The sequence below is a fragment of the Leptospira koniambonensis genome (assembly GCF_004769555.1).
Classification (GTDB): Bacteria; Spirochaetota; Leptospiria; order Leptospirales; family Leptospiraceae; genus Leptospira_B; species Leptospira_B koniambonensis.
The window spans coordinates 1,455,094-1,470,363 of sequence record NZ_RQFY01000004.1 but is presented as its reverse complement, the minus strand read 5'-3'; the positions used below and the strand labels follow the sequence as shown (position 1 = coordinate 1,470,363).

Here is a 15,270-nt window from a genome sequence, read left to right as displayed (position 1 = left end):
TTAAAAATGTGGATCGTTATATTAAGCTGGCCAAACAGCGAGGATCTGGCCAATCGCTGCTAAAGAAACCAAATTATATCCGGCATTGATAAAAAACAATTTCCATGATTTTGATTCCCAGGCCACAGAACCTAAAAGCATTGGTATATAAAAACCAAGCCAAGTATAAAATGCGGCATAAGCTCCATACTTCCAAGCAGGGCCATCTCCAGGAAGATTCCAAGAAGAAGGTTTCCATACAAATAAGCAATGAGTTAAAACAAAAGCTGTTAAAAAAGAACCGATGATCATGATGACCATTGATTTTATCATAGCCTTGGTATCGGGTTCCATATTTTCATAACCCATTTCTTTTGCCCAAACTTTACCGAAGATTGGACCGAACCAAAGAAATCCAATCACTACGTTTGCAAGAACTCCAACCAAAATTGCTAAATAACTTATCGGTATTACCGGTAACATAAAATCTCCTATTTCAGCCCGTGCTTTTTAGCAGAATTTAAGAGTCGGTCAAGTAATTTCGACATTATTATAAAGGGAAGAATTGCTGTTACGATTTTTTCAGATTGTACAAAGGCGTTTCTACAGCCTTCTGCTTGAAAAATTAAAGAAGAATTATCCTAGATATTCCAAAACGACCATTGCCATGTCATCATGAGAACTTTGCTCTTCATCAGTGAAATGTTGGATCTTTCCAATCACTGAATTACAGAAAAGTTCAGGTTCTAGTTCGGAAAAGTTTTTAAGAAGATCTAAAAATCGATCATCTCCGTAAAAGTCCCCTTCTTTAGATCTGGCCTCTGGCAGACCATCGGTATAAAGGATAAGCTTATCCCCTTTGCTCAATTCAGTCTTTAAGGTTTGGTAATTCGGAGTAGATAAGAATTCATTGATCGCAATTCCAGAAGGACGATAAGTCTCATGTTTTCCATTCGCTTTGCGGATCAATATAGCTTCTGGATGCCCTGCGTTTGCGATCAGTATTCTTCCCGATTCTGGATAGAATGTGATCATGGTAGCAGTCACAAAATTTCCGTTCAGTTTTCCCATTAGCTGCGCTCTCATTTTTGCAAGCATGTATCCTGGATCACTTAGATAGTCGGACCAATCTGCAAGAGCCATTTTTACCATTGCGGCAACCATCGCTGCACCTGTTCCATGTCCAGTTACGTCGCAGATAAAAATCCCAAGAGCTCTACCTGTTCTATCAGAGATCAGATCTACGAAGTCCCCGCCCACATGTAACATTGGGATACATCGATAAGCGATCCTTACATTATGCGTTTTTGGTAAAACAGAAGGGAGAAGAGAAAATTGTATTTTCCCAGCGATAGCTAGGTCCTTCTCTATCAATTTTGCCTTGGCTTCTATATCCAATTTTTGTTCTTCAATCGTCTTGGTTCTTTCGATTACCAAAGTTTCCAAAGAATCATTCAGAGTTTTCTGCATTTCCAGATTTTCTTTTTGAGCTTCGAAAATCTTACGTTGTGCATCTTCTTTTTCTTTTTTGAGAATATTGATCTTATCTGCTAACGCAAACGAAAATATCAATGCGGACATAGAGGAACCGATATACAATCCATCGTCTGCCCAATTCGAAACCCCCACAAGATTCGCAAATTTTAAAACCACGAACATTCCGGAAATGCACAAGAAGCTGAATGCTAATAAAAAGTATCTAGCTGGCCTATAATTTTTGAAAAAGCAAATAGATGCAGCGATCAAAACCAAAGAAGGTGCAAGAATACTTAAAGCCAAACTTACTTTTACAGTAAACTCAGGAGGTAAAAACAAAGGGGTAAATATTAGAAGTGTATGAAGTGCCCAAGTGAAATTTAGAGAATAATTCAGATAACGATTTATATTCTCTTCAGTATTCAAAAACTTTTGGGCAAACAAAACCAAGGAAGACATACATATTCCAGTAAAGACTACGTACAAATTCCTTTGTAAATCCGGATGTTCCGACCAAATATATTGGAATCCATGACCAGTAAGAACTAATTGTATCCCGAAAAATCCGAAAATATTGGTCACAAAAAACAGATAACTGATATCTCGAGTAGATAAGAATATCAATAAATGATAAAGGATCATCACACACATGATCCCGTAATACAATCCAAGACCTAAATGAATATCTGCGTTATGATGATAGAATGTCTCTGGATTCCATAAGATGAGAGGAAAGACCAAGCCGCCACTCGTGTTCAACTTGAGATAAAAAGTGCGGGTTTGTTCGGGTTGAAAATCTAAGGTATAGATAAAATTTCTATGATTTACTTTTCGAACTGGATAAGGAAAAGCCATCCCGCTTGAGTTGACTAACTCTTGTTTGCCGGAGATATTCTCCGCAAAAAAATCTACTCGATCTATATTCGTATAATCTATTTCTAAAATTCTTCGGATCTGTGTCTTTTCTGGGTTTTTAAGGGTAATCCTGATCCAATAATCGAAGTTAGTCTGCCCGAAATTCAAAGGGTCCATATTCGACTTTTTGAATTTTCCGGAATATTCTCCTGAAGAGACCTTTTCTATTCCAAGACTCTTATTAGAATCTTCTAAAAAATAGACCTCAGTACTAATTCTTTTACGTTCTATTTGAGAAGATAAAGGAATGACCTCCTGCGAAAGTAAAGGCGAGGTCGAAAAACATAAAATTAGAATGAAGGCCCTGAATAGGTACATTGGATTACGTTTGTAGGAATATTTTACTCCTCCCTTCTTTAGGAAAGAATAAAATAGCCTTTTCACGTTCCCAATAACGGATGATTTATCAGTGCCAGATGCCGTTCGGTGCCGGTTATTCTTCGACTTCTTCTAACTTACGATCGTGGGTCACAGGGTACAAACGTTTTAAGTAGAGTTGAGTAGCTTTATCATCGGGAAAGATTGAGATTACATTCTCAAACTGATGTTTTGCTTCTTCGAATGAACTAGAATAGAATGCCTTCACACCTTTTTCATAGGATTCTTTGGTCTTTAATTTTAGATCCTGGTGCTGAGGCTCATCTCCATCGAACACTTCATAAACGGAAACAGGTCTTTGTTTACCCTTTACTTTTACTCTATCCAGAAACCTAAAATGGAATTTGCCGTCTTTTTTAACTTCTTCGATCGTACTTTCACTGACTGCAATTCTGGAGCCATATACTTTGGTGAGACTTTCGATTCTAGAAGCAAGGTTGACTGTATCAGAAATTACTGTACCTTCTAACCTTTCTTCTGCTCCGATCGTTCCCAACATTAAAGATCCAGAATGGATCCCCACTCCAATTTGGATAGGAATATAACCTTGGCGATTTCGATGCTCATTATATTCTTTCAAATATCTTTGCATTTCCACGCCTGCCGATACTGCATCTATCACGTTTCTTTGAAATAGAGCCATGATTGCATCACCAATAAATTTATCTATGAATCCATTATGCCTTTGGATAATAGGACTCATCCTACTTAAGTAAGAATTAATAAAATTAAAATTCTCCGCAGGAGTCATTTGCTCGGATAAAGTAGTAAAGGAACGAATATCGCTGAATAGAACAGCCATTTCCTTTTGGATCTGATCCCCAAGCCTTACATCTAGAATAGAATCTTTTCCTAAACTTGCTAAGAAGTCTTTTGGAACGAATCGAGCATAAGACTCAGTGAGAATCTTTTGCATTTCTAATGTTTTTGCTTGAGCCTCTTCTTTCTCCTTCTTCATAATGTTGATACGATCTGCCAAAGCTATGGAAAGAAGAATTACCTCCATAGTAGATCCTAAATACAATCCGTATTCAGTTAAGAAGGTAGAGCCCAAAACATTTATAAAACGAAGAACTACAACCGTTCCTGAAACAGTAAGAACTGTAAATGCCAAAAGGAAATAACGTGCAGGACGAAATTTTTTTAAGAAGCTGATCACCGTCGCCGTAGGAATAAAGATCAGAACCGGAAGAGTCAAAACCAATGCTAATTTTACCGTAATCTCTGGAGGTAAAACTAATGGCGTAAATAGAATGAATCCATGAGCGACAATCATCACCTTCATGGACTTATCCAGCCACTTCGGAACATTCTCCTTTGTATTCAAAAACCTTTTAGTAAATAGAAGCACAGAGGCCATGCAGATGCCAGTAAAGATCACATAAAAATTCCTTTGTAAAAAAGGAAATGCTGGCCATAGATATTGGAACCCATGTCCAGTAAGAACCAACTGTATTCCTAAAAATCCAAGGATATAACATACATAATAAAAATAACTTACATCCCTTACGGAGAAGAAGATGAAAATATTATAGAGGATCATTACGATCATTACTCCATAATATAAACCTAAACCATGTTGCATGTCAGCGTTGTATTGCGAAAAGGTTTCTTTATCCCAAAGAGTGAGGGGAACATTCAAACCCCCACTGGTCCAAGTCATTAAATAATAAGTTTTTTGTTGTCCGGGCTCTAATTGGATCTGATAAACGAAGTTTCTATTTTTAAAACTTCTAGCGGAAAAAGGGAAAAGCATTCCGCTCTCTTCTTTAGAATAAGTGCCGTCAGAATTCGGTTTATAAAATTGTACTGTATCTATATTGCTATAATTGATCTCTACAAGTTTAGAAACGGATTCAGGAGTATCATTTTCAAATGTTAATCTAAACCAATAATTATAATTTAATTGTCCAAAATCTAATGAATCTTTATCAGATTTAATAAATTTTGATATTGCATCTGGCTTGGAAATGTCATCGAATGTTAATTTCCTATCTGGATCTTCAAGATAATATACTAATTTACCCAAAGGCAATCGTTCAATATCCCTACTAACGTGAATTTTATCTTCGGCAGATAATGAAGAACTCGCGAATAACGCAGCGAAGAAAATATAGAGAATAAAACTTTTACAATTCATAAATTACCAAATTTTAAACATTTAATAGATAGACATTTTTCAGATAGAACATCAGATATGTGACGAATGAATCCTCAAACAATCGCCACCTCGATAGAAATCCAGGCATCCCCTGAAAAAATTTGGAGTATTTTTACCGACTTCTCCAAGTTTCCTTCATGGAACCCTTTCTTAAAAAGGATTCTCGGCAAACCGGTGCAAGACGGAACAATTATTGTTTTCGATTATTATTTTACGGGAGTGTATCTGCCCACCAAGGCGTTGATATACGAGCTCACCAATTCTAAATCCATATCTTGGAAAGGTGCCTTTCCACTCTTTTTCAAATACATGTTTGCTGGAGATCATCGTTTCACTTTAGAAAAAGTCACTCCAGGTCGCACTAAATTCAGCCATACTGCGATCTTAAACGGAATTATGCCTACTGTATTTAGTTCGCATATCCAAACCGCTGTACGTAATTCACATATAGAAATGAATCAAAAATTAAAAGAGTTAAGCGAAGATAATTTCTAATTCATTATCAGTCAAAAACTCCTTTTCTTTTCCATGATTCGAAATTTCGAATTCCTTTTTTGGCCATGATCGGATAGATCAAAGATAATAAAGAAGGGAATAATAACGCAACTCTAGCTAATAACCCTTGAGAATACGGAACGTAAATTTCAGCCTTATCTGTTTGGATCGCTTTCCAAATTGATTTTGCGACTGCAGAAGGTGGCAAAGGTGGATTTATATAAGCCATAGGAGAACTATCTCTAGATGCCATGTACTTTGTCATAGGCGATTGTATAGTTCCAGGAAGAATGGAACTAACTCGTATTCCGATTTCCTTCCATTCTAAATATAAACTTAAAGCAAAACCTCTTAGCGCAAATTTAGTCGCGCTATAAATAGAATGATGAGGTGCGGGAACAATTCCAGCCAAAGAAGATAAAATTACCAGTTTACCTTTAGAGTTCTTAAGATGAGGCATTCCTAGTTTAGTTAAACGAATAGTACCAATAACATTGATCCCGATTTGTTCATCAATTTCCTCTTGGGAAAGATTTTCAAATTTTGAAGGTCTCATAATCCCCGCATTATTCACAAGAACATCGATCTTTCCGAATTGTTTAATACATTCGTTGATCGCTTTTTCTGAATCTGCGGCCTTAGATATATCACAAGTAAAAGTGACATGATCTTTCCCTAATGTTTCAGCGAACTTTTTCAAATCCGAAGATTTTTTTTGCAAATCGGTTAAAAAGAGAAGATACCCTTTTTTGGAAAGAAGGGCTGCAGTTTCTCTGCCAATTCCTCCTGCAGCTCCTGTTAGAAAAACGACTGGGCGATTTTCCTTAGACATATTTATCCTTTTTTCACTCCGTTGGAATTCTTACGTAGAAACTCCACTATCCTAGGGAACACGTCCTGATCGCTCTTTTTACCCATCAGAGTATCTTGATGGCCATAACCCTCGGCGATGAACAGTTCATTTTTATTTCCCGGATTCAAACGATTTAATGTTTCGTAAGCTATAATATTAGAATCTTTGAATACTTTATTTTGGTCACCGGTCATAAATAAAACCGGAGTTTTAATATCAGATGCATTATCTAGATAATTATTTGGCAGAGAATCATAACGAGTATCCGTAGGCGTATACTTGATCATAGCTTTACGGCCAACGGCTTTTCTGATATGTCTATAATAGTTCATAGAAGTCGCCCCAAATAGATCCCCAACCCTTCTATGAGTAATATCAGGAAGATTCGCATGTTCATAACAAGCAGGCCATCCTGTTCCCCACATCAAACTCAACATATGACATGCCGGCTCGTCACATTCATGATGAAATAAACTCACAAACTTTGCGAGAACCTTACCCGAAGCAAACCCAGGAAGATAATGCCAGCGAGGATTCACATTCGGGAATCTGAAAACAGACTCCATCAAAAAAGGAGAAAATGCCAATTTGATCTTAGACCAAGTAGGAACATTAGGAGTGAGGGATACACTATTAGAAACAACACTTGTCACTCCATCTATCTTTCCTCCGAACAAACTCATGAAGAAGGATATAGATCCAACACAATGTACAACGAAGTGGATCCTTTTTCCGGCACCCACTGCATCTTTCACCACCTTTAAGGCCGCAGGCACATCATAAAGTGCGATATCATCTAAAGTATATCTATGTGGGAAAAGATTATAATTAAAACGTAAACTTCCTCTCCAATCAAAACTCCAAACATCAGTAAATCCATTCTCGTGCAGATACGTTACAAGATTTTTATGCTCAGGCATAACAAACATATCTGTAGAAGTGGTAAGTCCATGCATAAGGATTACAACATCCTTACTCTCCTTCTTCTGAAAACGTACTAGATTAAGTGAAATTTTATCCTCTGTGGTGAATGGATGAAAAGTAACTTTGGAGTTTTTAACTCCATCCAAAGTGAACACAGGAATATCTCTTTCTCTCCATAATTCTGGTTCAGCTTTTCTGAATTGGGCTCCGTAGATTTCCCAAAGATTTCCCATGAATAATTCGCCAAATCTAAACAGAGCATCTTTTCTTTCTGAAAAAGTACGGCCGTTAGACTTAAAGGTCGTCATCTGCTTAATAAAATCTTTTTCTAATATATGAAGTATACCTTTTGCAAGAACATTCGCTTTAGGTTCCGCTTTTTCATCTATATATCCTTCGTATACAGTTGTATAAAGTGTAGAAGTATCTCTCCAGATATTTAAAATGCCGTCGTCTACTACCTTCTTAAATCCGTTTAAGGTAATCTTTTTACCTGCTTTGTTCTTTAAGAACAAACGGTATTTCATATGTTTTTCGTTGGCAGAAGGTTTTCCATAATCCACGAAACAATTGAAGACGCCTTTTTCTACTTCGAATCTTCCGCCTAAAGGCTGGCATTCTACCCAACCGATTGCTTCGCCCGTTTCATTAGGGTCATAAACAAAAAACTGAGTATCATTTACACGGATTGTTAGGTGAAACATCAGATAATTTCCGGCCTTCTTCCCCGCAGCATAATCTTCCTGATAATTAAAAGAGCCAGGCATGGAAACGAAACCCTTCATTTCCTCAGTAAATTCTAAACTTACTGGATGAGAATTGACTCCCGTTTTGCCTAACTTAGATTTACCGGCACTCTTTTTTGATTTATTTTTCGTCGCTGTGGCCAATCGAATATCCTACCTTAAACTTGCACTCGGCTTCTTGCCTGTAATTCCTTCTGCCACCATTTCCGATAGAGCAGAGATAGTCATAGAAGGGTTAGCACCCACTGCGGTAGGCAATAAGCTGCCATCCGCAACATACAAACCTTCGTAACCGAAAACCTTACCGAAAGTTTTAAGGTCAGAAGAACAAACTCCCTGATTTGCAGAAGGCCCTAATACACAACCGCCCAAAGGGTGAACAGTAACGTTATTGCGGACCGGCCAAGAATAAGTTGGCATCGGGAATCTCGTCTTTGCATCAGTGAATTTCGCGAACCTTTTGTTCACATCCATTATAGTATTATAAAGTGTTATGTTTTCCTTCTGAGGCCATTGTATCTGAAGATTTCCATTTTTATCCAGATACATCTTTCCATCGGAAGTATCGATCCCCATACAAAGAAGAACCGCAGAAGTATAAGAAAGGTCTCCTTTCAGAGCTTCGCTCAAAAGAAATCCAACTCGACCGAAAATTTTTCCGCTCATGATACTCTTAAAGAGCTCTCCTATAAAATGGAAAACATACTTCAATTTGAATATGATTGGGATCGCCCCTGAAACGAAATAAGAAGCAAATACTGGATAACTCGCATCTTGTAATAAAAATGCCTTTTTAGAATCAAAGCTGGAAAATAAATTATAGTCCGTATACTGAGTGATTACTGGGCCGTAATTAGGATCCGCTGGCTTATTCCCTTTAGCAGCAAAAGAAAGAAAGTCACCGTTCCCAGAGAATTGTGTTCCTAATTTGTCCGAGATCTTAGGCAAAGTTTTAAACTTTGTTTTACATTTAAGTAGAAGTTCCGTAGACCCCAAAGTTCCCGCAGATACTACGATACGTTTCGTATCCGCAAATGATTCAGAAGTTTTTCCATTTTGCAAATTCAGATAATGAACTCTAAAGCCGTATTCACCTGACTGAGAGATATCTTCTTGTCCTTTGCTATTTAGAGGAACAATTTTGGTAGCCAGATGTTCTGTTTTGATCTCAGCCTTGTTGGAGTTCCTAGCTACAAAAAGATAGTTTAGGTCTAGAGTGTTTTTAGAATGGGTATTACATCCTACATCGCATTCCGCACAATATGTACAGGAAGTTTGGACTGCTCCAAAACGATTCTTTTCCTGAACTCCTATTGGAGTCGGCTTCTTAAAATCGTTCCCAAAAAATACATTGATGTCTGCTCTTTTAGAAACTCTGGATTCATGTTTAGCAAAATTTTCGTATAATTCAGTACGAACTACTTTACGTCTATCTTCTGCAGTATCCGGAATAGGTCTTGAGCCTAAGATATCTTTTACTATTTTATAATAAGGTTTTAAATGTTTCTTTTTAATAGTTTCAGGCCAACGATGATCGAAAATATGATCAGGCGGTTCCAAGAATACGTTTGCATAGATCAAAGAACCTCCACCTAAACCCGCGGAAAGAACTACATCTAGTTTTGGATAATTACGAATATCGAATAATCCAGTTTGTCTACCTGCTCTTTTAAACTTAGAAGATCTAGGAATGTGACCTTCTTCTGGGATGTTCCAGAAATTTTTGGACATTCCTTCTGGAGATCTTGGAAAAGAACCTTTAGGATATTCTTTCCCTCGTTCGAGTACTAAAACTTTGCCTGGCCATTTTTTTGATAAACGACAGGCATTGATCGAACCGCCGAATCCGGTTCCGATTATTATAGCCTCGTAAAGTTTCAAGTAGACCTCCTAACGCCGAAAAATCTACTTATTTGCCGCATTTACCTAAAAATAGCAATAATTAATTGATTTTATTAACGTTTTTTGAATGATTCACTTCTCAAATGCCAAAGAGTAAAATAAAATATATCGTTATCTCCGACATTCACCTTGGAGCATATAACAGTTTACTTACATACATAGAAGAGTTTCCTGATCCAGTAAAAGATTCAGATAGATTCAAAGTAAATCCTCAGAAAACATCACCCGCACTTGCTGAACTTCTAAATTGTTTAAAACATATCGTTCACTCGGTCAACGGTTCATCTAAACCTCCTCAATTCATATTATTAGGAGACGTGCTTGAATTAGCATTAGGCGATATCAACGAAGCTTCCATGACCTTTGAAAGATTTTTGGAGATCGCATATAAGGAAACGAAACATCATTTCTCAGAAAGTATTCTATATATTCCGGGAAATCATGATCATCACCTTTGGGAAACCGCGAGAGAAAAGCAATACATGGATTATATCGCGAACCTAAAGCCTAATCAGTATATTAACCAAACTTGGCATACTACAAAGATGGTTAATCCGGACTTCATTCAATCTGATCTACTTACTGGGATTTTAAGAAGGAACAAAAAATTAAAAAGAGCAGAAGCAGTGATTGCTTACCCGAATTTGGAAATTTCTTCCAAGAACAAAAAACGTTCAGTGTTCCTAACTCACGGACATTTTTTAGAAAACATTTATTCTTTGATGAGTACTGTCCAAAGAGTTCTATTACCTGAAATAGATGATGATAAGGATAAACCAAAGGTCACTCAATCCGTTTGGGCAAAGATGGGAGATTATATCCCTTTCAGAAAACAAAAAGAAGTCCCAAACCCTACGTCCATCTACGTATTAGAAAGAGAAAACTTTGCGTGGATCGACTTCTTCTGGTCCACACTTGGAAGGTCCGGCAAAGTAGGAACAGGCATTGGGCTCATTTATGATATGCTGCAAGATGAAAAAGCAGTGAGTAGATTAGCGAAGAATGTAGCGGATTACGCAGTTCGAAATTTAAAAGTGGCTCTATTTCTCAAAACAATCTTTGCATGGGTGCTTAAGTCTATTCTTACTAAGATTGTAGTAAAAGTAGGACAAGCAGAAAGAGGAATGTCTGATGCAGTCTTAAGTGACGAAGTAGTTCATAATATGGATTCTTATTTGGGAGAAACTCTTCCGGCGCAATGGAAGGCAGAAACCCAAAAGACCAAAAGAGAATTCCCGAACGACTATACATTGATCTTTGGACATACACATAAACCATTTGCAGTAGAAACCCAAGACTTAGGTTTAAAAATCTCAGGCAAAGAAGTATTCAATACAGGCGGCTGGGTAGTAGATACAATCCAACCAATGTCCTCACACGGAGGAGCAGTTCTATTTATAGACGAAGATGCAAACGTTGCTTCTTTTAAGGTTTATACAGAAGGAGAGATAAAACCAAGTTTCTTAGTTCCTGATGGAAAGACAAATCCGATGTATGAAACATTGGTAGAGAATATTGATCTTCAAAATAAAAAGTTTGGAGCATTATCCAAATCTTTAGAAGAGGAAATACGCCTCAGAAGAAGATTACTAAAAGTCAGGATTAAAGAATAAATTAAGATTTCTGCAAGTAGGTGGAGGAGATAATTGCAATCTCTTCCTTCTTCTCCGCTCTTGTAGCATTCTCAAAAACTTCTGAATAATTCTTAAAATTCGTCCCCATTATTCTATCCCAAAAATTAAAATAGAGACTATAATTCCCATGAAACTTCTGATGATGAAGATTATGATGGGTAGACGTGTTGATCCATTTCAATATCGGATGGGTGGTCCAACCTTTGGGAAAGAACTCATATCCCAAATGCCACCAGATATTCATGATCATCGCATAAAATGTATGGATCAGAAAAACATAAAAGTGAAGAGGAAGTATACAAAGAGCAGGAACTACATATACTCCTTCCAGAAAAGCCTCTACCCAATGAAAATTATAAGCGGCCATAGGAGAAGGATTTACAGATCTATGATGAACAGAATGCACATAGGGATAAATTTTGCGATGATGCATGATCCTATGAGCCCAATAAAACCAAGTCTCATGCCAGATCGTAAGTAATATAAAACTGAATATCGCGTAACCAAGCCCGTATTCTGCAAAATCTTTATATGTTTTGATATGTAGTATTTTCAATTTCCCAAGAACATAAACAGTAACTGCAATCGTGCTAAACATGATTAGAGTGATTGCGGATTGTTTTAATTCAAAGATGATCCTTTCTTTCTGGGGAAAATCTTTTTGGATCCTAAATTTTTGAAAAAAGTCCTTTTTCCAAACCCAGAAGATCAGAAATGCAATACCCGCAATTGGGTAATAACGCAGAAAATTCATTTTTAATTGATATAGAGCAAAACCGGAAACGCAATATTCCCAACTTAATTCACAAACGAATCTCATTCTAACCTTCCTTGTTTAGAATAACCGATTTTAAAGATTTAGTCTTTCAAAAAATGGGTCGACGGATCCGGACAAAAGCGGTCCACTAATCGATTCTTATGGCATTCAAGAGAAGTATATTCGCAAGCGCATCCGAAGACAGATTGGAAAACCTGGTTTTAGAAAGATTAAAAACTGGGGCCGACAAGGAAAAAATAGACGCCCGCATCTGGGATCTATTCGGAGAAGTTTGGTGTATTATGTTTACAGATCTTTCTGGATTTTCACGAGGAGTCGAAAAATTCGGGATCATTCATTTTCTACAAACCATCCACGAATCCGAAAGAGTATTAGTTCCAATCATAGAAGATCATGACGGAATACTTCTCAAGTCAGAAGGAGACAGTTTTTTAGTTATTTTCAGAAATGTAGGCAAAGGACTACAAGCAGCGATCAGAATGCAGAAAGAATTATTAGAATACAATAAGGATAAAATCCCTGAAGAAAAGATACTTCTTTGTGTTGGACTAGGTTACGGAAAAGTTTTAAAGATCGGAGACTCAGACGTTTTCGGTTCAGAAGTAAACACAGCAAGTAAACTGGGAGAAGATACTGCAGAAGCGGGAGAGATCCTGATCACTCAAACAGTTTTTGATAATGCGCAAGACACAGGTTTAAAATTTGAGTCGATCAAGGATGTTCCTGCTGGAACTCATGGAGCATATAGGGTTTTGTATTAAAAATATAACACAAAACAGATCTTTTTCATCACAAATACATTTATTAAGCCTGGCTTAAACGTCCAGGCCTAATAATTATTAAACGTTCAATATTAAGGAATTAACTTAGTCGGTATATCCTTCTTATCGATCTCCTTTCTCTTAGTCTTATTCTGTCCGTGTCTATATTCTGAAATAGCTTGATAAACAGATTTTCTAACTCGATTAATCCCGCCTAGAGGTTTATGCTCTTGAAGAGAATGCCAAGGAGTGTATGACACGTTTTCACAAAGAGAATCCATCTTTTCATTCGTGAATTCCTGCTTAGGGATCAATATCTCCCCTACCGGATAAAATGGAGAAACCTCTTCGTCCCAAACAATGGCTGGATCTTCTATAGGCATAGACTTAGGATCTTTTTGGACTTGAACCATAAAAGTAAAACAAGCAGAAGATTCCTTCAATTGTTTACTCATTGTTTCTCTCAAATAATTTTCGGCAGGACTATCAGGGATTTCTGATTTAGTTTCAGAGCAAGGTTTTACAGAATATTTAACTGCCTTTCCTTCTCCGAAAGCGTAAGGGGTTGTAGACCAATAACGAATTTCTAATGGACTGGTAATTTTTTTACCTCTAATGGCTCTTACTTTAGAAAGGCCGCCCAATTTCCAAGCGAAGGGATTCCAACCGAAAAAATATGAGCCGGGTTTACCTGCAAATGCAGCTTCAAATAAAGCCAAGTATTCATCCGGTGCACCTACAGGAAGAACAGGATGATTAATCAGCAAAAAATCCTGAGTTGTTTCTTTCGCTTCTTCGCTTAAGATCTTTTTTCCTTGAATGTCGAAAAGTTTGATCCCGACTCCTCGAATATCCCCTTCCAGATCTGCTTTCGGTTTTTGGGATCCATTCGAGAAACGGATTAAACTTTGATAAGATTTTCCAGGCTGGAAAACTCCTAATACAAACTGCGGATCTAGTTCTTTTTTTACAGTAAAAGTAGCAGCTACACAACCGTGATGTTTTGGATGTGCGTCCCTTCTTACAACGACCCCATCTTTATAAGATTCCTTAAGCGAAGTAAGAGTCAGTTCCAAAGTTCGTTTAGCAATAGATTCTTCCTCAGGAAAGGTGTATTCTTTCCCTAATTCTACGGAATCCGGAATTTTTACGTACGGCCCTCCGCAGGAAAGTGAAAGTATTATGAAGAATAGGTATAAGATAGAAAGTTTTTGTCCCATGACCTGATTCTTGCCCGAGAAATTCTTTTGTCCATTTAAAAGAAGGAGGAAATCTTAGTAGGTATGGAGAAATAAAAAAGGGACTCTTTTAGAGTCCCTTCATTAAACTTGCCCGCGGTCTCATGCAACCGCGAACTATATGTTAAAAGATTCTTACCAGCGATAGTGACTGAATGCTTTGTTAGCATCTGCCATTTTACGGATATCTTCTTTCTTCTTGATTGCAGCTCCGGTGCCTTTTTGAGCCTCGATAAATTCTGCAGCAAGCTTGTTAGCCATACCTTTTTCGTTTCTGTCCCTGGAATAACGGATCAACCATCTGATCCCAAGAGCTAAACGTCTTTCCGGACGAACTTCGATCGGAACTTGGTAAGTCACACCACCCACGCGGCGGGATTTTACTTCCACTTGTGGTTTAACGTTTTCTAATGCTTCTTTAAAAGTAACGTAAGGATCATTTCCTGTCTTCTTTTGGATCAGATCCAGAGCATCGTAAAATAAAGATTCTGCTACGGATTTTTTTCCGTCCAACATCAAGCAGTTGATAAACTTCGCGATGTTTGCATCTCCATAAACCGAATCCGGTTGGATTTTGCGTGGTTCTACTTTTCCTCTTCTTCTAGACATTCCTAACTCCCTTACGCCTTAGGTTTTTTCGTTCCATACTTAGAACGACTCTTACGACGTTTATCGATACCGAGAGTATCCAAGGTACCACGGATAATATGATAACGAACCCCTGGAAGGTCTTTTACCCTTCCCCCGCGGATCAGAACAACGTTGTGCTCTTGCAGGTTATGTCCCTCACCGGGAATATAAGCGGTCACTTCAATACCGGTTGTTAAACGAACCCTTGCAACTTTTCTCAAAGCTGAGTTCGGTTTTTTTGGTGTGAAGGTAGTCACCTTCGTGCACACTCCCCGACGTTGCGGGCTACTTTTTAATGCAGGAGATTTAGATTTGTTAACCTGTTTCTTCCTGCCGTGACGTATAAGTTGGCTAATTGTAGGCATGAGTTTCTTCTTTTTAGCAGGCCGGTGACCTATTT

General features: G+C 37.7%; 13 protein-coding genes. 3 read left to right on the top strand and 10 right to left on the bottom strand.

Annotated elements, in window-relative coordinates:
- Window positions 1-21: 21 nt before the first annotated feature.
- From EHQ52_RS10905 to EHQ52_RS10895, 3 genes are all read right to left on the bottom strand, one after another.
- Window positions 22-462 (bottom strand): DUF1761 domain-containing protein, encoded by a 441-nt coding sequence (locus EHQ52_RS10905; RefSeq protein ID WP_135615201.1) that lies wholly within the window; start codon window positions 460-462, stop codon window positions 22-24.
- 153 nt (window positions 463-615) lie between these two features.
- Window positions 616-2,754 carry a 7TM diverse intracellular signaling domain-containing protein gene (locus EHQ52_RS10900; RefSeq protein ID WP_135615200.1) on the bottom strand — a complete coding sequence of 713 codons (2,139 nt, stop codon included), beginning with the start codon at window positions 2,752-2,754 and terminating at the stop codon, window positions 616-618.
- A 49-nt stretch (window positions 2,755-2,803) separates the two neighbouring features.
- The gene (locus tag EHQ52_RS10895; protein WP_135615199.1) at window positions 2,804-4,888 is read right to left on the bottom strand and encodes a 7TM diverse intracellular signaling domain-containing protein; all 2,085 of its coding nucleotides are present in this window, start codon (window positions 4,886-4,888) and stop codon (window positions 2,804-2,806) included.
- Window positions 4,889-4,954: 66 nt separating this feature from the next.
- On the opposite strand from EHQ52_RS10895, the gene EHQ52_RS10890 reads away from it, so the two are divergent.
- The gene (locus EHQ52_RS10890) at window positions 4,955-5,404 is read left to right on the top strand and encodes an SRPBCC domain-containing protein (protein WP_135615198.1); all 450 of its coding nucleotides are present in this window, start codon (window positions 4,955-4,957) and stop codon (window positions 5,402-5,404) included.
- A gap of 7 nt (window positions 5,405-5,411) precedes the next feature.
- Here the strand turns inward: EHQ52_RS10890 and EHQ52_RS10885 are convergent, their stop codons facing one another.
- From EHQ52_RS10885 to EHQ52_RS10875, 3 genes are read right to left on the bottom strand one after another with little or no spacing between them, the layout of a single operon-like run.
- The gene (locus tag EHQ52_RS10885) at window positions 5,412-6,236 is read right to left on the bottom strand and encodes an SDR family NAD(P)-dependent oxidoreductase (protein WP_135615197.1); all 825 of its coding nucleotides are present in this window, start codon (window positions 6,234-6,236) and stop codon (window positions 5,412-5,414) included.
- 2 nt (window positions 6,237-6,238) lie between these two features.
- Complete coding sequence (locus tag EHQ52_RS10880) at window positions 6,239-8,071, bottom strand: alpha/beta hydrolase (protein ID WP_135615196.1); 1,833 nt, start codon at window positions 8,069-8,071, stop codon at window positions 6,239-6,241.
- A gap of 9 nt (window positions 8,072-8,080) precedes the next feature.
- Window positions 8,081-9,808, bottom strand: a complete 1,728-nt coding sequence (locus EHQ52_RS10875; protein WP_135615195.1) for a GMC oxidoreductase — start codon at window positions 9,806-9,808, stop codon at window positions 8,081-8,083.
- 104 nt (window positions 9,809-9,912) lie between these two features.
- Here EHQ52_RS10875 and EHQ52_RS10870 point away from each other — a divergent pair, with 104 nt between their 5' ends.
- Window positions 9,913-11,442 (top strand): metallophosphoesterase, encoded by a 1,530-nt coding sequence (locus EHQ52_RS10870; protein ID WP_135615194.1) that lies wholly within the window; start codon window positions 9,913-9,915, stop codon window positions 11,440-11,442.
- 1 nt (window position 11,443) lies between these two features.
- On the opposite strand, the gene EHQ52_RS10865 is transcribed toward EHQ52_RS10870, so the two are convergent.
- On the bottom strand, window positions 11,444-12,283 hold the full coding sequence (locus tag EHQ52_RS10865) for a sterol desaturase family protein (protein WP_135615193.1): 840 nt from the start codon (window positions 12,281-12,283) through the stop codon (window positions 11,444-11,446).
- Between the two features lie 98 nt (window positions 12,284-12,381).
- Here EHQ52_RS10865 and EHQ52_RS10860 point away from each other — a divergent pair, with 98 nt between their 5' ends.
- A complete protein-coding gene (locus EHQ52_RS10860) occupies window positions 12,382-13,002 on the top strand; it encodes an adenylate/guanylate cyclase domain-containing protein (protein WP_135615192.1) in 621 nt (206 codons plus the stop codon).
- A 92-nt stretch (window positions 13,003-13,094) separates the two neighbouring features.
- On the opposite strand, the gene EHQ52_RS10855 is transcribed toward EHQ52_RS10860, so the two are convergent.
- From EHQ52_RS10855 to rpsL, 3 genes are all read right to left on the bottom strand, one after another.
- Window positions 13,095-14,222 carry a catalase family protein gene (locus EHQ52_RS10855; protein WP_135615191.1) on the bottom strand — a complete coding sequence of 376 codons (1,128 nt, stop codon included), beginning with the start codon at window positions 14,220-14,222 and terminating at the stop codon, window positions 13,095-13,097.
- A gap of 153 nt (window positions 14,223-14,375) precedes the next feature.
- Complete coding sequence (gene rpsG / locus EHQ52_RS10850) at window positions 14,376-14,849, bottom strand: 30S ribosomal protein S7 (protein WP_008594381.1); 474 nt, start codon at window positions 14,847-14,849, stop codon at window positions 14,376-14,378.
- An 11-nt stretch (window positions 14,850-14,860) separates the two neighbouring features.
- Window positions 14,861-15,235 (bottom strand): 30S ribosomal protein S12, encoded by a 375-nt coding sequence (rpsL, locus tag EHQ52_RS10845; protein WP_008596375.1) that lies wholly within the window; start codon window positions 15,233-15,235, stop codon window positions 14,861-14,863.
- Window positions 15,236-15,270 lie beyond the last annotated feature (35 nt).